The 17,162-nt window shown below is 45.1% G+C and carries 17 protein-coding genes; 6 read left to right on the top strand and 11 right to left on the bottom strand.

Features of this window, described 5'->3' with window-relative positions; all coding sequences use genetic code 11:
- Positions 1–16: 16 nt before the first annotated feature.
- Positions 17–829: a septum site-determining protein MinD gene (gene minD, locus CAG60_RS11910; protein WP_004394872.1), complete on the top strand. Its 813-nt coding sequence runs from the start codon at positions 17–19 to the stop codon at positions 827–829.
- 6 nt (positions 830–835) lie between these two features.
- Positions 836–1,099: a cell division topological specificity factor MinE gene (minE, locus tag CAG60_RS11905; protein ID WP_004394871.1), complete on the top strand. Its 264-nt coding sequence runs from the start codon at positions 836–838 to the stop codon at positions 1,097–1,099.
- A 100-nt stretch (positions 1,100–1,199) separates the two neighbouring features.
- On the opposite strand, the gene rnd is transcribed toward minE, so the two are convergent.
- From rnd to CAG60_RS11865, 8 genes are all read right to left on the bottom strand, one after another.
- Positions 1,200–2,318, bottom strand: coding sequence for a ribonuclease D (gene rnd / locus CAG60_RS11900; RefSeq protein WP_161439007.1), 1,119 nt, complete (start codon positions 2,316–2,318; stop codon positions 1,200–1,202).
- A gap of 97 nt (positions 2,319–2,415) precedes the next feature.
- Positions 2,416–4,113 (bottom strand): long-chain-fatty-acid--CoA ligase FadD, encoded by a 1,698-nt coding sequence (gene fadD / locus CAG60_RS11895; protein ID WP_158138725.1) that lies wholly within the window; start codon positions 4,111–4,113, stop codon positions 2,416–2,418.
- A gap of 110 nt (positions 4,114–4,223) precedes the next feature.
- The gene (locus tag CAG60_RS11890; protein WP_158144846.1) at positions 4,224–5,081 is read right to left on the bottom strand and encodes an alpha/beta fold hydrolase; all 858 of its coding nucleotides are present in this window, start codon (positions 5,079–5,081) and stop codon (positions 4,224–4,226) included.
- Positions 5,081–5,638 carry a Slp family lipoprotein gene (locus tag CAG60_RS11885; protein WP_158144845.1) on the bottom strand — a complete coding sequence of 186 codons (558 nt, stop codon included), beginning with the start codon at positions 5,636–5,638 and terminating at the stop codon, positions 5,081–5,083. The genes CAG60_RS11890 and CAG60_RS11885 overlap by 1 nt, the downstream gene beginning before the upstream one ends.
- Before the next feature lie 14 nt (positions 5,639–5,652).
- Positions 5,653–5,961, bottom strand: coding sequence for a chromosome partitioning protein ParA (locus CAG60_RS11880; RefSeq protein WP_154170574.1), 309 nt, complete (start codon positions 5,959–5,961; stop codon positions 5,653–5,655).
- 90 nt (positions 5,962–6,051) lie between these two features.
- Entirely contained in the window at positions 6,052–6,762 is a 711-nt protein-coding gene (gene tsaB / locus CAG60_RS11875) for a tRNA (adenosine(37)-N6)-threonylcarbamoyltransferase complex dimerization subunit type 1 TsaB (protein ID WP_161439006.1), read from the bottom strand.
- An 8-nt stretch (positions 6,763–6,770) separates the two neighbouring features.
- On the bottom strand, positions 6,771–8,699 hold the full coding sequence (locus tag CAG60_RS11870; RefSeq protein ID WP_161439005.1) for an ATP-dependent DNA helicase: 1,929 nt from the start codon (positions 8,697–8,699) through the stop codon (positions 6,771–6,773).
- A 103-nt stretch (positions 8,700–8,802) separates the two neighbouring features.
- A complete protein-coding gene (locus CAG60_RS11865) occupies positions 8,803–9,006 on the bottom strand; it encodes a hypothetical protein (RefSeq protein WP_154170568.1) in 204 nt (67 codons plus the stop codon).
- 185 nt (positions 9,007–9,191) lie between these two features.
- Between CAG60_RS11865 and purU the strand changes: the two genes are divergently transcribed.
- The gene (gene purU, locus CAG60_RS11860) at positions 9,192–10,025 is read left to right on the top strand and encodes a formyltetrahydrofolate deformylase (RefSeq protein ID WP_161439004.1); all 834 of its coding nucleotides are present in this window, start codon (positions 9,192–9,194) and stop codon (positions 10,023–10,025) included.
- Positions 10,026–10,119: 94 nt separating this feature from the next.
- Here the strand turns inward: purU and CAG60_RS11855 are convergent, their stop codons facing one another.
- Positions 10,120–12,123, bottom strand: a complete 2,004-nt coding sequence (locus tag CAG60_RS11855) for an NADPH-dependent 2,4-dienoyl-CoA reductase (RefSeq protein ID WP_161439003.1) — start codon at positions 12,121–12,123, stop codon at positions 10,120–10,122.
- A gap of 182 nt (positions 12,124–12,305) precedes the next feature.
- On the opposite strand from CAG60_RS11855, the gene sppA reads away from it, so the two are divergent.
- Both sppA and ansA read left to right on the top strand, forming a co-directional pair.
- Positions 12,306–14,156 (top strand): signal peptide peptidase SppA, encoded by a 1,851-nt coding sequence (gene sppA, locus CAG60_RS11850; RefSeq protein WP_161425272.1) that lies wholly within the window; start codon positions 12,306–12,308, stop codon positions 14,154–14,156.
- 162 nt (positions 14,157–14,318) lie between these two features.
- Positions 14,319–15,332, top strand: a complete 1,014-nt coding sequence (ansA, locus tag CAG60_RS11845; protein ID WP_154170562.1) for an asparaginase — start codon at positions 14,319–14,321, stop codon at positions 15,330–15,332.
- A 101-nt stretch (positions 15,333–15,433) separates the two neighbouring features.
- Here the strand turns inward: ansA and CAG60_RS11840 are convergent, their stop codons facing one another.
- Positions 15,434–15,718, bottom strand: coding sequence for a YeaC family protein (locus CAG60_RS11840; RefSeq protein ID WP_004394858.1), 285 nt, complete (start codon positions 15,716–15,718; stop codon positions 15,434–15,436).
- Positions 15,719–15,835: 117 nt separating this feature from the next.
- Between CAG60_RS11840 and CAG60_RS11835 the strand changes: the two genes are divergently transcribed.
- Positions 15,836–16,660 (top strand): DUF2989 domain-containing protein, encoded by an 825-nt coding sequence (locus CAG60_RS11835; RefSeq protein WP_161439002.1) that lies wholly within the window; start codon positions 15,836–15,838, stop codon positions 16,658–16,660.
- 40 nt (positions 16,661–16,700) lie between these two features.
- Here the strand turns inward: CAG60_RS11835 and msrB are convergent, their stop codons facing one another.
- Positions 16,701–17,117 carry a peptide-methionine (R)-S-oxide reductase MsrB gene (gene msrB / locus CAG60_RS11830; protein WP_202598573.1) on the bottom strand — a complete coding sequence of 139 codons (417 nt, stop codon included), beginning with the start codon at positions 17,115–17,117 and terminating at the stop codon, positions 16,701–16,703.
- Between the last annotated feature and the right edge of the window lie 45 nt (positions 17,118–17,162).

The raw sequence follows: 17,162 nt of genomic DNA, 5'->3' as shown, positions 1-17,162 counted from the left end.
AAAGGAAATTAATTAAATGGCACGCATTATTGTTGTAACGTCAGGAAAAGGCGGAGTGGGTAAAACCACCTCCAGCGCAGCCATTGCCTCAGGGCTGGCGTTGAAAGGTAAAAAAACCGCGGTGATTGATTTTGACATCGGGTTACGTAATCTCGACTTAATTATGGGTTGTGAACGACGGGTAGTGTATGACTTTGTCAACGTCCTCAATGGGGAAGCGACACTGAATCAAGCGCTAATCAAAGATAAACGTAATGAAAACTTATTTATTTTACCGGCTTCACAAACGCGAGATAAAGATGCCCTGACCAAAGAAGGGGTACAGCGTATTCTCAATGAACTGAATGAGATGGAGTTTGAATTTATTATTTGTGACTCTCCAGCAGGCATTGAGCAAGGGGCGCTAATGGCGCTCTATTATGCGGATGAAGCGATTGTCACCACCAACCCTGAAGTCTCTTCTGTGCGTGACTCAGACCGTATCCTCGGTATTTTAGATTCAAAATCACTGCGCGCCGAACAAGGCCTTCCGCCAGTTAAACAGCATTTACTGTTAACTCGTTATAATCCAACACGGGTTAACCAAGGCGAGATGCTCAGTGTTGAAGACGTTGAAGAAATTTTGCATATTCCACTGCTGGGGGTTATCCCTGAGAGCCAAGCCGTATTGAACGCCTCAAATAAAGGCGTACCAGTGATTTTTGATGAACAATCAGATGCCGGCCAAGCCTACGATGATACCGTTGAAAGACTGCTTGGCCAGCAAGTAGAGTTTCGTTTTCTTACTGAGCCGAAAAAAGGCATCTTTAAACGACTTTTTGGAGGCTAAATTAGTATGTCTTTACTTGAGTTTTTCCGCCCACAGAAAAAAAACTCGGCCAGTTTGGCTAAAGAGCGCTTACAAATTATTGTTGCCGAGCGCCGTAGCCAAAGCGATCCTGCGCCAACCTATTTACCACAATTGAAAGAAGACATTCTGAAAGTGATTGCTAAATACGTTGCGATTGATCCATCGATGGTTGAGCTTTCTTTTGAACATAAAGATGACGACATTTCTGTCTTGGAGTTAAACGTAAAACTCCCTGATGAAGAGAAGTAAGCCAGCGCATCAATACTGACACCGCTTTATAGATAGGCCATCCCAACAGAGCAAAGGTTGGGATGACTACTGTCGACTGCCACTTAGTGGCTGATAAACGTTATCGGATCAACTTATTGAGTCGCTCACCGAGTAAAGGTAAACGCCAATTTTGCATTAAGTCTGGCAGATGATCCGGTTCACGCTGCTGGTTCCAAACCCAGCTCACTAACTGATTTAACTGCTTTTTTGATGCCAAAAACTCACTGGCTAAACCCGAAGTTTGCGATACCACTTTGACTTCATCTTTGAGTTTTTTGAATAGCTGCTTATAGCCAGGGTAATCCATTAACGGCACGATCGCCGCAGGGTAATTCTCTACAGGCGTCTGTTTCGCTTGTTTAACGATCGTTGCTATCGCATCACTGTGACGACGAATCACATGTGGATCGATCCCCTCTTCTTCCATTCGCTTTGGCGAACTCAGCGCTAAACGGGCAATAGTCAGTAAATCATGTTCACGGATCACAAAGTTCAAAGCTAAATCACGTTTAACCGCCTGTTGATAACGCCAAGTGGCAAGCGGTTTTAAAATGGCCAACTCTTTAGGCTTTAATTGCCAAGCACCTTTGACCTCCAGGTAAGCGAATTGTGCATCAAACACTCGAGTCCGCTTTTCAACTTGCAGTTGTGACTCTTGTAAAACGGCATCCCACCAGCCAGCTTGCGTGACTTTATCGAGTAGCTGTTCATACATCGGCAGTAAATAAAAAACATCCGCGGCGGCATACTCTAGTTGTTTCTCAGACAAAGGCCGCGCAAGCCAATCGGTACGAGACTCGCTTTTATCTAGCTCAACATTGAGTAAATCATTCGCCAAAGCAGCAAAGCCGGTTGATAAGCCATAACCAATAAAGGCCGCCATCAATTGAGTATCCACCATCGGAAATGGTACACAACCCAAGCTGTTGTGGAACACTTCCAGATCTTCTCCGCAAGCATGCAACACTTTTAAAACGGAAACATCTTGCAGCAGCTCAATAAATGGCGTCATATCCTCCATTGCCAACGGGTCGATCAGCGACAGCGTCTCCCCATCAAATAATTGGATCAAGCCTAATTGCGGAAAGAAAGTCCGAGTACGAACGAATTCAGTGTCGAGCATGACAACGTCTGCTTGACGGGCAAGTGCGCACACTCGCTGTAATTCATGCTGTTGATTAATGATTGTATAATTCACAAATGGCTCACTCTGCCTGTGTTGATTTGAGGGCGCTAAGATAAAAAAATGCCGACGAGAATGGTCGGCATTGTAACATTAAAACGCTATTGCGCACTTAAGCACATTTCGACTTTTCTACCAATTGCGCATCGTTTTCTTCGCGTAGTACGCGACGTAAAATCTTACCGACGTTAGTCTTAGGCAGCTCTTCTCTGAACTCAATCAGTTTAGGAATTTTATAACCCGTCAAGTGCTTACGACAGTGAGTAATAATTTCTTCTTTCGTTAAACTTGGGTCGCGTTTAACCACATAAATTTTAACGACTTCACCAGAGACTTCATGGGCTTGACCAATCGCCGCCACTTCTAGCACTTTACCATGCAGTGCAACAACATCTTCTATTTCATTTGGATAGACGTTAAATCCAGACACAAGAATCATGTCTTTTTTACGGTCAACGATGTAGATCATACCCTCTTCATCAAAGCGCACAATATCCCCCGTCGACAACCAGCCATCTTCATTAATCACTTCTTTGGTGGCTTCAGGTCGCTGCCAATAGCCTTGCATCACCTGTGGGCCACGCACTTGAAGTTCGCCGGTTTGATCATTGGCAACAACGTTCCCTTCATCATCAACCATACGAACTTCAGTCGAAGGCACGGGTAAACCAATCGCGCCAGAGTAATCGGACAAGTCATAAGGGTTACCAGTGACCAAAGGTGAACATTCCGTTAAACCATAACCTTCGAGTAAATGGATACCGGTGATCTTTTTCCATTTCTCAGCCACTGCGCGTTGTACGGCCATACCACCGCCAACCGACAATTGGAGATGACTAAAATCCAGTTCATGAAAATCTTCATTATTGACCAACGCATTAAACAGCGTGTTCACACCAGTGATCGCCGTGAATGGGTATTTTTGTAGCTCTTTGATAAAGCCGGGGATATCACGTGGGTTGGTGATCAGTAGATTACGCCCTCCCATTTCGATAAACAGTAGACAGTTTACCGTGAGTGCAAACACGTGATAAAGCGGCAATGCCGTTACCACTAACTCACGTCCTTCACGTAAAACCGGACCATATGCGCCCTTGGCTTGCAATACGTTAGCGACCATGTTGCGATGAGTCAAAATCGCGCCTTTCGCTACCCCCGTTGTCCCACCGGTATACTGTAGAAACGCAATGTCTTCACCGGACATAAAAGGCTTAACGTATTGTAAACGACGGCCCTTATGCAATGCTTTACGCATTGATATGGCTCCCGGTAAATCATATTTAGGAACCATACCTTTGACATACTTGACCACAAAATCAACCAAGGTCCCTTTGGCGCGAGGTAACATTTGCCCAAGACTGGTCAAGATGACATGCTTAACTTGAGTGTTCGCGACTATTTGCTCTAGCGTATTCGCAAAATTGGAGACAATAACGATCGCACGAGCATCGGCATCATTTAATTGATGCTCTAATTCACGCGGGGTATATAACGGGTTGACATTAACCGCGATCATCCCCGCTCGTAATACCCCAAATAAAGCCACGGGATATTGCAATAGATTTGGCATCATCAGCGCTACTCTATCGCCCTTTTTCAGCTTTAGCTCATTTTGTAAATAAGCGGCAAATGCTCGACTGCGCTCTTCCAACTTACGAAAAGTCATTACCGACCCCATATTCATGAATGCGGGTTGGTCAGCGTATTTATGGACAGATTGTTCGAACATTTCGACCAATGATAAATATTGATCGGGATTAATCGTTTCTGGTACGTCAGTGGGATAACGTGAGAGCCAAGGTTTATCCACAGTAATACTCCTCGTAATTGGCTGGCATAATCAAGATTATCTTTGTTATAAAAATGATCACTATTACAGCACAGCCGGAGCGCTTGAGCACGAAAGACCCAAACACTTGTTTAAATTTTGTTAACTAAGCCAAGAATTAGTTCCGCGACCAATAAAGGTTGTTGAAGATGGCAATGATGCCCACCGGCGACGATCGATGATTGACTAGGCTGTCCTATATAATCAGTCAGATCCGTTTGCAATGAAGCAAACCCTTGATCTCCTAAAATAACATGATGTGGACAGACAATATTGTTCATCACCGCTCGAGCGTGTTGCGGAGTTTGCCGATACAATGAATCGCACAATAACTTATTATCATGACGCCACTGCCACTGAGTGCCCACGTGATGAAGACCTCGTCTCACCACCGGTTCAATCAATTCAGCAGGCAGTTGATTCACCCGAGCACGATGCTCAATCGCTTCCTCGACGCTATAGTAATAGCGGGTGGGCTTGCGCCTCACTCGTTGCCGACTCAACACCCCTTGACGTAATCGTTGGACACTATCCACCGGATCTTCCGCTAAGGGTAAAAAACCTTCAATTTGCACTAATCCTGCGACTTGTTCAGGAAAGGCGGCACTATAACAACTTGCGATTAAAGCACCAAGCGAATGCCCTACTAGCACCAGTCTGTTTGGCGAAAGATTGTGCAACACTTGATAAACATCATCGATATAATCATGAAAGGAGTAATAATTCGCCGCAGGTTTATGGCTTGATAAACCATGCCCAGGCAAATCAATGGCACAAAAATGCCCTTCAGGAGCAAGCTGCTGGAGAAATGAAATAACACGAATAAAGCTGGCGGCATTGTCTAACCAGCCATGTAAAAAAAGGACACTGTAGTCAGATTGCCGTACGTCACCTACCGTTAACCCAGCAATTTCACCATGAGCAATAGTAAAAGTTTCGCTGCGGAGCATCACTTCACTTCTTGGATCACTCGGCCACTACGTGGAAAGTCCTCAACGTGACGGCAATAGAAACTCCGACATGGGAAGACATAAGGCGTAATGTCATCAATAACGACGCGCTCTTCCACTCGCCATAAATGAGAGCCTCGTACCTTCATCACTGGAAACGTATACTCAAACTCACCTACGGTGCCCGTTTCTGGTTGAGCTGTGGTGCCAATAAAAGTCACTAGTCGACCTTGACCATAAGCAATCGGGTCGACAAAACCATCAATATAGCCAATAAAACGACCTTGAGGCTCATCCGTTAATAGCGGCTTACCAGCCTTATCTATCGGTAAATTGACCACTTCAATACGAGTTCTATCGACCAAATTTGTTACCTGAGCGATAACACCGCCTAAACGTACCTCATTAACGGTATCGCTGGGTTGAGCCAGCCACTGATGATAATCGGTGATCAGCGCATCGTTATCAGTCGCTAGCGTAGGGGGGAGTGACGAACACGCCGTCAATAAGCTAAGTAAAGTACAAGCAGGTAAGAATAACCAACGGTTGGATAACATAGAAAGCCCCTTAATTAGATATATAGATCGACACCGAGCATTTGTGTAAGTTCCTCTTTCTTAGCATGATTCATAATATCTAAATATTCTTCCATTGCCTTACGCGCTCGTCCTTCGGGTAAATCATAGTGCAGTTGCGCGCGGTGAATATCTGCCGAATCCATTTGGCGAATTGAATGAGCAACCGCCTCGGCGACTTTGCTGGTTGAAGCCGCCGAAGATGAAGACTGAGAGACTTGATTTTTCTTCGCTTTTGACGCCCGTTGAGTATTGGTAATGCGTCCTGGCGGCAAACCATTGAGTGAACCATTAATTGCGACCATAATGCTCCTTATCTACCTTCACGGGCAGGAGAAGCAACGCGTCTTCTCCTTGAGTCATCGAATTGACGTTATTCTAATAAAGAATAGTGATTATTCTCTTCCTGGTAGCTTTTTCCATGCCACCGTATCCCTTAAATAACACGGTGTGGCTTGCTCTACAGGCACATGCTGACCTTTTTTCCATGCCTGCTGTGCCAACACCACCATATCTTGCGCTTGAGGATACAACACCGCACTTTGTTCCGTACGCAGCGGCAAAGCAGTGAGTGTCTCTGTATAGGCTTGCCAACCGGTTCCCGTCATCGTCCAACAATCCTTATCCTCTGCTTGAGCCGCAAGATGATCAAGTAGCCGAGAGGGAGCAATCACACACTCAGCGTCAAGCTCAGACCAACTGCCGTCAGATTGGCGGACAAAACGCCCCCAATAGACTTCACTCATTCGCGCATCAATCGCACAAGCAACGTGAGTGGCTCCCTGCTCTCGATACGCAGCCTGAGCCATCGCAGCTAAGGTCGAAATACCAATCATCGGCAAATCAGCACCAAAAGCTAAGCCTTGTGCAATTCCGATGCCAATCCGCACTCCGGTGAAACTCCCTGGGCCACGACCAAACGCCAGTGCATCTAACTCGTGCAATGTGATGCCCGCTTCTTTAAGTACTTCATCGACCATCGGCAGAATTTTTTTGGTGTGATCTCGAGGTGCCACTTCACTGCGTGAGTAAAGTTTATCTCCGACCATCAAAGCAACCGAGCACGCCTCGGTTGCGGTATCTAAAGCAAGAATGGTTGCACTCATGAATGTCTCTAATTAGTGTCTGTTACAGAAAGAGATAGCAGAAAGTCTTTTACCACCGCCAAATCACGTGTTCGTGGTATCGGAGGCAAACTGGCTAAAAATACGCCGCCATAATCACGGGTAACTAAACGATTATCACAGATAATCAATACGCCTTTGTCTTTCTGATCTCGAATGAGTCGTCCTACTCCTTGTTTAAGAGTAATGACAGCGTCAGGTAATTGGACCTGAGCAAAAGGATCGCCACCGCGTAAACGACAATCCTCGATACGCGCTTTTAACAGCGGGTCATCCGGGGAAGTAAACGGTAGTTTATCAATAATAACACAGCTTAGGGTATCGCCTCTAACATCAATCCCCTCCCAAAAAGCTCCGGTGGCAACTAAAAGCGCATTACCAAGCTCCATAAATTGTGCGAGGGTTTTCTGTTTACTGGTTTCCCCTTGTAACAGTACCGGAAGGCTCAAATGCTCACGAAATCGCTCACCCAACTCGCGCATCATAGTATGGGAGGTACACAAAAAAAAGCAGCGTCCTTGGTTTTGTTCAATCACCGGGGCAAGCATTTCAACCAACTTATCCGCTAACCCTGCGCTATTGGGTTCTGGCAAGTAACGGGGGACACACAGTTTCGCTTGCTGCTGATAATCAAAAGGACTGGGTAAAGAAAATTGCTCACTGGATTTTAGCCCTAAACGATGGGTGAAGTGTGCAAAATCTTCATTTACGGCTAACGTTGCCGAAGTAAAAATCCACGCACCGGATTTAAGATTAATTTGCTCTTGAAACTTATCAGCGATCGATAATGGCGTAATGTGTAAACTAAAATGCCGCGGCGTGGTATCAAACCAATAGGAGTATCCAGTAATAGAAACATCACAGACCCGAACAATACGTGCTTTTAAGGTATTCGCGCGCTCAAAAGCGGTATCAAGCAACTGACTTCGACCGAGGGCAAGCTTTAACACGTCGATAGCAAAAGTTAAACTCTCTTGCAATCGCTCCACTTGCTGAGCAATGCTAGCCACCGACAGCGCCTCTCGCCAGTTGCCGCGAAAACCAGAGTCCCCTAATAATACGCGCAAATCCATCGCCGTTTGCTGGAGTTTATCGCCAACTTTTTGCAATTGGCGCATATCCTTCGCTTCGGTGCGATAACCAATTTCAATATCTTTGGCTAAATCTTGAATCTGTCGGCTTGAAACCGATTGACCAAAATATTGGCTTGCAATATCAGGTAACTGGTGCGCCTCGTCAAAAATAAACACCTCGGCGTCAGGGATAAGCTCACCAAATCCGGTCTCTTTGATGGCAAGATCCGCTAGGAAAAGATGATGGTTAACGACCACGATATCCGCTTCCATTGCTTTACGCCGCGCTTTTGAGACAAAGCAATCTTGATAACTTAAACACTCTTTGCCTAAGCAGTTATCATTGGTTGAGGTGATGGTTGGAATAATCAGACTGTCTTCGGCTAACTCATCACATTCACCGAGATCGCCGCTTTTGGTCGATGATGACCAACTGCGTACTTTAACTAATTGGGTTAATAACGTTGGATCGCTTTGCGCGTGATGGCTTTCAACCATTTGTCGGCTCAACCTATCCAAGCAAAGGTAGTTAGCGCGCCCTTTCAGAAGCGCCACTTGGCCATAAAAGCCCAAAGCCTCGACCATTAAAGGTAAATCTCGATGAAATAGTTGCTCTTGTAAGTTTTTCGAGCCCGTACTGATGATGACCTTTTTGCCACTCAATAACGCAGGAACTAAATACGCAAAGGTTTTACCGGTTCCCGTGCCCGCTTCAACCACTAATTGTGATTGATTCTCGATCGCTTTAGCAACAGCTAACGCCATATCAACTTGAGCTTGACGCCCTTGAAAACCAGGAATGGCTTTGCCCAAAGCCCCATGTTGAGAAAAGGTTTTAGCGATCATGACAGCAATAATGACGATGAGGAATGCAGCGATTATGGCAGGTTTGTTGCGACAGCGCGAATCGAAATCCGCTTCGCGCTGATCGTGTCACTAGAAAAACGTTTTATTTGCGATTGAGATAGCGGGCTAACCAAGGGGGGGCGTCGTAACCATTACTGGCTGTCGGCATCATGGCTTTTGCGGCATCCACAGGGGAAGCTTTACTTTCCCACATCGCGTCCAATAACGCTTCATCAACTGGATTGTCTCCCATCAGAGCATGCACACGCTCTACGTATAATTTACGTGCAAGTAGTTCTTTGTCCATACACACCACCTTAAATGGTACTCAGCAAAAGACTGAAAGAGGAAGCCGTTAGTGTCTAGCCGTGATAGTTGTTGAATCCTTATTGATAATAGATTAATTATAGTCGCTACAGTGTGGTCTGCATCACCGTTCTTGCAGCCTTGATTTATTTTACAGACCGAGAAAAATACTCACGGAAGTTATCAATGGAAAAAAAAACCCTCCTGACGCATTGCAGTGATGCCCCAGGATTGATCTCAAAAATCACTAATATTTGTTATAAACATCAACTTAACATCATTCATAACAATGAATTTGTCGATAATACCAGCGGTCATTTTTTTATGCGTACCGAGTTAGAAGGGTATTTTAATGACACCACATTTCTCGCTGATCTTGATCAAGCTCTACCGTCTGGTACCAAACGCAAACTGATGGGTTCTGCTCGTAAACGAATCATTATTATGGTGACCAAAGAGGCACATTGCCTTGGCGATATTTTAATGAAGACTTACGATGGTAGCTTAGAAGTAGACATCGCTGCCGTGGTCGGCAATTACGATACTCTACAAGGCCTAACTGAAAAATTTGATATTCCTTATCATTATGTCTCTCATGAAGGACTTAATCGTCAAGAGCATGAACAGAAAATTCTCGAAGTGATTGAACCTTATCACGTCAATTTTGTTGTGTTAGCTAAATATATGCGGGTACTCACGCCCGGTTTTGTCGAAAAATTTCATCATAAAATCATCAATATCCACCATAGTTTTTTACCGGCTTTCATCGGCGCAAAACCTTATCAACAAGCTTACGAGCGCGGGGTTAAAATCATTGGTGCAACCGCGCACTTTGTCACCAACGATCTTGATGAAGGGCCCATCATTAAACAAGATGTGATTCCGGTTGATCATACCTTCAGTGCGCAAGACATGGCACAAGCGGGACGTGATGTGGAGAAAAATGTGCTCAGCAAAGCCATCAACAAAGTGATTAATGATCACGTGTTTGTTTATGGCAATAAAACCGTCATTTTATAATCCACTAGCCTAAGTCGCTGCTGGATTTCAATCGATACAGTAAGGGGCCTTATCAGCCCCTTATGTTTTCATATTTAAGTCATTGACAGTTCGCTTACAATTTCACTGCCAATTCAACGCCTTGGCGAATCGCACGTACAGCGTCAAGCTCTCCAGCGACATCGGCTCCGCCAATCACATGCAGTTTGTCACCCAAGCTTGCCCACTGTTCGGCAAAAGGCCGAACCGACTCTTGCCCAGCGCACACAATAACGGTGTCCGCGTCCAACAGTTTTTGTTGCCCATCCAGCGTGATATGTAGCCCCTGTGCGTCTATTTTCTCGTAGCCAATACCACCTAACATATTGACACCACGTTTCTCTAGCGTACGTTTGTGAATCCAACCTGTTGTTTTACCAGGGCCTTTACCCACGCGTCCTTTACGGCGCTGCAACAGCCAAACTTGCTTATCACTAACCGCATCTGGGTATGGGTATAACCCGCCTGGGTGGGCAATCTCTTTATCAATTCCCCACTCATGTAACCAGTCATCTAAATCGTGATCCGTAGGCTCGGTTATCATTGTCGCTACATCAATACCAATACCACCAGCACCAATAATCGCCACTTTTTCTCCGACTGGGGTCTTTTCGCGAATCAAGGTTTGGTAATCAATGACTTTTTCAGGATGATCAATGCCCTCTAATTGAATGCTTCTAGGCTCAACGCCCGAAGCCATCACGATATCATCGTAATCAGCGAGCATATCAAAGGTTACATTGCGATCTAAATGCAATTTCACCCCTGTTTCATCAATGCGATTGGCAAAATAACGAATCGTCTCGCGAAACTCCTCTTTGCCTGGAATTTGCATCGCGAGCCTAAATTGCCCACCAATCCTATCGTTACGCTCAAAGAGATCGACCTCATGTCCCCGCTCGGCCAATGTCGTTGCACAAGCAAGGCCCGCGGGGCCTGCACCAACTACTGCGACTTTTTTCTTATGAGTTGCCGGTTGGATACGAATTTCGGTTTCATAACAAGCGCGAGGGTTTACCATACAAGTGGCTCGCTTGGCCTGAAAAATATTATCTAAACAGGCTTGGTTACAACCAATACAGGTATTGATCAGTGCCGCTTTATTTTGCTCAGCTTTACGCACAAAATCAGGGTCAGCCAAGAAAGGACGCGCCATTGACACCATATCGGCTTGGCCACTAGCCAGAATTTTTTCGGCTTGTTCGGGCGTATTGATCCGGTTACATGTCACCACAGGCACCGTAAGATGCGATTTGATTTTTTCCGTCACCCAACTGAACGCCGCACGGGGTACTTGCGTGGCAATAGTGGGGATCCGCGCTTCATGCCAACCAATTCCGGTATTAATGATGGTCACTCCCGCTTTTTCTAATCCCTTAGCGAGCTGTAAGACCTCTTCAAAGGTACTGCCTTCTTCAACCAAATCGAGCATCGATAGACGGAAAATAATGATGAATTCTTTACCGACCGCTTCGCGTATCGCACGTACGACTTCAAGAGGAAAACGCATGCGATTTTCATAGCTACCGCCCCAATCATCGTAACGAACGTTCGTTCGTTTACAAATAAACTGGTTAATGAGGTAGCCTTCAGATCCCATGATTTCAACCCCATCGTAACCCGCTAACTGAGCTAACTCAGCACTATGAGCAAAGGCTTGAATAGTATTACCTATCTGTCTAACACTCATTTCACTTGGGGTAAATTTCGCAATCGGCGCTTTAATCGCCGAGGCACTTTGTGCGAACGGATGCATCGCATAGCGTCCAGCATGCAGTAGCTGCAGCGCAATCTTGCCACCATGGCGATGCACCGCTTCAGTCACCACTTGGTGCGCTTTGGCATGCTTAGTCTTGCTAAACTCAGCACTAAATGGATGCAGTCGACCACGTAAGTTTGGCGAAAAACCGCCGGTGACGATTAAGCCAACGCCACCTTTCGCTCGCTCTTCATAAAAAGCAGCCAACTTACTTAGCCCTTCTTTATGTTCTTCAAGTCCAGTATGCATTGATCCCATTAATACGCGATTACGCAGTTGAGTAAATCCTAAATCTAAAGGCTGTAATAGGTGTGGGTACATGGTGACATCACTTTTTGTTATCTTTATGGTCCGACCAGAATAATCCTGCCAATAATAAAAATCAAACAAGTGTTTACAAGTTTGTAACACTGATCAATCTTGCAGTTGTTTGCCTTTCTGAGATCACGTAGGATGATAGGAATAATTATCGACACGCCGTCCTGCGTTGCATCGGAGATACAATGAAACCACTATTTCGATTTATTGGGCTGATTTTTAAAGGGATTTGGAAAGTTATTACGTTTATTCGTCTCGCCATAACCAACCTTTTCTTTCTACTCAGTATTGCCGTTATCTACTTTCTATACCTAAGTGCCGACTCATCCGCTCCAGTAGTCAAAAAACCGTCTGCCTTAGTCGTCAATTTTTCAGGCCCGATTGTCGAGCAAAGTACCTCCCTGAATCCAATGGACTCTTTAACAGACTCGCTTTTGGGACGAGAAATACCTCGAGAAAATGTCCTATTTGAGATTGTTGAAACACTGCGTCATGCTAAAAACGACGACAACATCACTGGCTTAGTCTTAGCGTTACGTGACATGCCAGAGACCAATCTCACTAAGCTGCGTTATATTGCGAAAGCCATTAATGAATTTAAAGCTTCTGGTAAACCGGTTTATGCCGTGGGTGATTTTTATAATCAAAGCCAATACTATTTAGCCAGCTACGCCGACAAAATTTATCTTGCTCCCGATGGCGCTGTGCTGCTTCGCGGTTACAGTAGCTATAACCTCTACTACAAAAGTTTGTTAGACAAATTAAATGTTAATACGCACGTATTTCGAGTCGGTACTTACAAATCGGCCGTTGAGCCTTTCATTCGTGATGATATGTCAGAACAAGCTCGTGAATCTGCCTCTCAATGGTTGAGTCAATTGTGGGGCGCTTATATCGATGATGTTGCGACCAATCGCCATATTGACGCTCAAACCCTAAATCCGACGATGGACGAGTTTTTAGTGCTCATGAAACAGGCGTCTGGAAATCTTGCCGAACTATCGCTCAATATTGGTTTAGTGGATGAATTAGCAACCCGTCAACAAGTTCGCGCGCAATTGGCCGAAGTCTTTGGTCGTCATGGCGAAGACAGCTATAACGCGATCAGTTACGATCAATATCGTCCAACAGTAAAACCACGGACTCGACCTCAAGCAAAAGAGATCGCCGTTGTCGTCGCCAGTGGCGCGATCATGGATGGTAAACAATCACGCGGTAATGTTGGTGGGGATACCGTGGCCAGCTTACTGCGCCAAGCGCGCAATAATGATCAAGTCAAAGCGGTGATATTACGTGTTGATAGCCCTGGAGGCAGCGCGTTTGCCTCAGAAGTGATCCGTAACGAAATTGAAGCGCTTAAAGCCGCAGGTAAACCCGTCGTGGCATCAATGTCCAGTCTGGCTGCTTCTGGTGGTTATTGGATTTCGATGAGCGCTGACCATATTGTTGCTCAGCCAACCACCTTAACCGGCTCAATCGGCATTTTTAGTGTCATTACCACCTTTGAAAAAGGGCTTAACCATCTTGGTATTTATACTGATGGTGTTGGTACATCACCATTCTCTGGTGTAGGGGTAACGACTGGATTGAATGAAAAAGTCAAAGACGCTATTCAAATGGGCATCGAAAACGGCTATCAACGGTTTATCTCATTAGTCAGTGAACAACGTGGCTTATCACTAGAAGAGGTCGATAAGATAGCTCAAGGCCACGTCTGGACGGCAAAAGACGCTCAACAAGCAGGTTTAGTCGATACCTTGGGTGACTTTGATGATGCGGTGCAAATTGCGGCGAATCTCGCCCAATTAGAACACTACAACTTATATTGGATACAAGAGCCACTCACACCAGCACAACGTTTTATCAAAGGTCTGTTTAGCGAAGCGCATGCTCAGCTAGGGGTTAATCTTTCTGGTCTCATTCCAAATGCGTTACAACCAACCACTCAGCAACTATTGCAAGATGCTAATTTATTAAATCAATTTAATGATCCTAAAGGATATTATGCATTTTGTTTGCCTTGCCAAATAGAATAACTAGTACCTGTAAACGCGAAAGAGAACAGGAGTTAACCGCCTCTTTCTTGCGCAAAAACATCAAACCATAAAATAAGGGGCGCTTTGCAACAAGCGCCCCTTTTTATTGTAGTGGTTTTCGCTATAATTTTGGCTCTGTTCCCTACAATAAGCGTTGCCTCTATGACTAGAAAGCATATTTATATTGCCTACACAGGCGGTACCATTGGTATGAAAAAGTCGGATCACGGCTATGTTCCCGTGGCTGGATTTATGGAAAAACAGCTGGCTGCCATGCCAGAGTTCCATCGTGATGAGATGCCAAAGTTCACCATTCATGAATATGACCCTCTGATTGATTCTTCCGATATGACCCCTGAAGATTGGCAATTTATTGCCGATGATATTCGTGATAATTATGACAACTATGATGGCTTTGTGATTTTGCATGGTACGGATACCATGGCTTATACCGCATCAGCACTGTCATTTATGTTAGAGAACTTAGGCAAACCAGTGATCGTTACTGGTTCACAAATCCCTCTTGCCGAACTGCGCTCTGATGGGCAAGCCAACTTACTCAATTCGCTGCATCTTGCGGCGAATTATCCGATTAATGAAGTAACCCTATTTTTCAACAATCAGTTGATGCGTGGCAACCGAAGTACTAAATCGCATGCCGATGGTTTTAGCGCCTTTACGTCCCCCAATTTACCTCCCCTACTGGAAGCTGGAATCAATATTCAAATTAGTAAAGAAGTGACGGTGGGGGCAAAACCGGAAGGCGCATTTCGTGTACATAACATTACACCGCAACCAATCGGTGTGATCACTATGTATCCGGGCATTTCACACGAAGTGATCCGTAATACGTTACTGCAACCTGTCAATGCAATGATTCTTTTGACCTTTGGCGTCGGTAATGCACCACAGAATCCACAGTTGTTGGCGCACTTAAAAGAGGCCTCTGAACGCGGCGTGATTGTTGTCAACTTAACCCAGTGTTTGGCCGGAAAGGTGAACATGGGAGGATATGCGACAGGCTGTGCGCTCGCCGAGGCAGGAGTGATCAGCGGTTATGATATGACCCCAGAGGCCGCTCTAGCCAAACTGCATTATCTACTCAGTCAAAATTTATCTTATCAAGAAATTAAGCACAAAATGCAACAGGTGCTCCGTGGAGAGATGAGTTTATAAACTGATTTTATACTCCATCATTATGAGCAGGCATTGGCCTCCGAACAGGAGGTCAATGCTATGTCCGCAACGAGCAAGGGAACAAACAATAAAGACCGTTTTTATTCTTGGTTCGGATTGACGCGAACAATATCTTCTTGCCCATCTTGGAAACGTTTTTTCAATTCTCGTTTCGATTTTAAGACCATTTCACCACCAACGCCTATACTCATATGGTCAGCTTCTACATTATGCCGAGATTGATACAACATCACAGCTTGCATACAAGAATCTCGCTGCGATTGAGAAAGTGGTGTACCTTCTGGCCACTTACCGGTTTCAACGGCAAACAGCAGACGCTGGTAGGCTTCCGGGGTGATAGCATCAACTAACTGATGGGTATCCATTATTTTATCCTTGATGACGAAATGACTGAGCATAACTAGCACCACAACAATAGCGACCTAGCGTAGCGAGTCAACACCAGCCAAATAAATAAGCGTATTGGATCACAAGTGATGATAATGAATGGGATAAAAATTAGCATACTGCTTTTGATGACCGTGTTATTGAGCGGTTGCCTAGAGAATCGCAATAATACCGATAAACTGTGTAACGATAACCCAGGCCTACAGTGTGAAAAACTCAATTTAAACGATGGTCAATGTCGCTTACCGCGGACTGATTTAATCTGGCACCGTTTTGAGGTACTCAAGAACCCGACCGTCGATAATAAGTTAGAAGAGTATCGACTCGTTCGGCTCTATCGCCAATGTTTAGAACTCGCCTCACAAATTCAAGTCCTTAATGACCCACTACTGACACAAAATCGCTTCAATGCTTTGGTACATTCAGGGGAAGAACTCGATAGATTAACCAAAGATCTTCGACAGATGCGCACCCCCCATGCATTGTATTTTTTATGGAGTCAAACGGGTGATAATATTGCTCGCAGAGAATTTCTTCGTATGGAAGGCTCACCAGAATTAGACACGGCCGAGATGCAATACGCGCTTGCAACCTTCTATATTTCGCGCGATCGAGAAAAAACCATTCAACTGCTGACTCGAGCTTTAGAGCTCAGTTCACCAAGAGCGATCAACACTGAGATTTTTCAGTCACTGGCTAGTACCCATCAGGCGCTTGGCCATCAAGAACTGGCCTACTTATGGGCAATGGTAGGTAAGCAATTTGATGTCCCCGTCGCCTCTCCTGCCGAAATGGCGCTGCTTTATCCTTTTAATGCAGAACAATTTCGACAATTAGATAATCAAGCCAATCAGTTGGCACGGACGATTCGCCGGGGTGAGTTCTCTCGTCATAGCGTCCCAGTTTTTAATGAACGCTAACATTGTAATATTTCAACCATCGATGACGAATTTTTACCCATTATTGCGGCTTTTTGGTGAAATTTAACGACACAGAATTAACGCAGAAGCGATCACCCGTCGTCGGTGGACCATCGGGGAAAACATGCCCTAAATGACTATCACATTGCGCACAACGAATTTCAGTGCGCGTCATTCCGTGACTGCGATCCTCTAAATAGCGAATTGATTCTGTGGTTAATGGCGCATCAAAGCTAGGCCAGCCGCAACCTGAATCATACTTATTCTGAGAACTAAATAGTGCCGCTTCACAGCACGTGCAGTGATAAATTCCCGTTTGTTTGTTATGCAGTAACTGACCACTGAAAGGCGCCTCGGTTCCCTGCTGACGACAGACATAATAGGCCTCTTCACTTAGGGTTTCACGCCAGTAATCATCAGGCTTGATGTTTTTTTTGCTGGAATCATTGATCGCCATTCTTATTCCTCTTGGTTTCACTCAACGCTGTGCTTTTTTATCTGA

Source organism: Vibrio sp. V33_P6A3T137 (genome assembly GCF_009904835.1).
Classification (GTDB): Bacteria; Pseudomonadota; Gammaproteobacteria; order Enterobacterales; family Vibrionaceae; genus Vibrio; species Vibrio metschnikovii.
Note: the sequence above shows the minus strand (reverse complement) of the source record. Positions and strands in the feature narration are given on the sequence as shown.

Excerpts from the sequence above, each read along its gene's own strand:
- CAG60_RS11840 (WP_004394858.1), bottom strand. The coding sequence starts at position 15,718 with ATGGATACCCATCAGTTAGTTGATGCTATCACCCCGGAAGCCTACCAG.
- CAG60_RS11835 (WP_161439002.1), top strand. The coding sequence starts at position 15,836 with ATGAATGGGATAAAAATTAGCATACTGCTTTTGATGACCGTGTTATTG.
- CAG60_RS11880 (WP_154170574.1), bottom strand. The coding sequence starts at position 5,961 with ATGGTCGCAATTAATGGTTCACTCAATGGTTTGCCGCCAGGACGCATT.
- CAG60_RS11865 (WP_154170568.1), bottom strand. The coding sequence starts at position 9,006 with ATGGACAAAGAACTACTTGCACGTAAATTATACGTAGAGCGTGTGCAT.
- tsaB (WP_161439006.1), bottom strand. The coding sequence starts at position 6,762 with ATGAGTGCAACCATTCTTGCTTTAGATACCGCAACCGAGGCGTGCTCG.
- CAG60_RS11870 (WP_161439005.1), bottom strand. The coding sequence starts at position 8,699 with ATGATCGCTAAAACCTTTTCTCAACATGGGGCTTTGGGCAAAGCCATT.
- CAG60_RS11890 (WP_158144846.1), bottom strand. The coding sequence starts at position 5,081 with ATGCTCCGCAGCGAAACTTTTACTATTGCTCATGGTGAAATTGCTGGG.
- ansA (WP_154170562.1), top strand. The coding sequence starts at position 14,319 with ATGACTAGAAAGCATATTTATATTGCCTACACAGGCGGTACCATTGGT.
- msrB (WP_202598573.1), bottom strand. The coding sequence starts at position 17,117 with ATGGCGATCAATGATTCCAGCAAAAAAAACATCAAGCCTGATGATTAC.
- CAG60_RS11855 (WP_161439003.1), bottom strand. The coding sequence starts at position 12,123 with ATGTACCCACACCTATTACAGCCTTTAGATTTAGGATTTACTCAACTG.
- minE (WP_004394871.1), top strand. The coding sequence starts at position 836 with ATGTCTTTACTTGAGTTTTTCCGCCCACAGAAAAAAAACTCGGCCAGT.
- purU (WP_161439004.1), top strand. The coding sequence starts at position 9,192 with ATGGAAAAAAAAACCCTCCTGACGCATTGCAGTGATGCCCCAGGATTG.
- minD (WP_004394872.1), top strand. The coding sequence starts at position 17 with ATGGCACGCATTATTGTTGTAACGTCAGGAAAAGGCGGAGTGGGTAAA.
- sppA (WP_161425272.1), top strand. The coding sequence starts at position 12,306 with ATGAAACCACTATTTCGATTTATTGGGCTGATTTTTAAAGGGATTTGG.
- CAG60_RS11885 (WP_158144845.1), bottom strand. The coding sequence starts at position 5,638 with ATGTTATCCAACCGTTGGTTATTCTTACCTGCTTGTACTTTACTTAGC.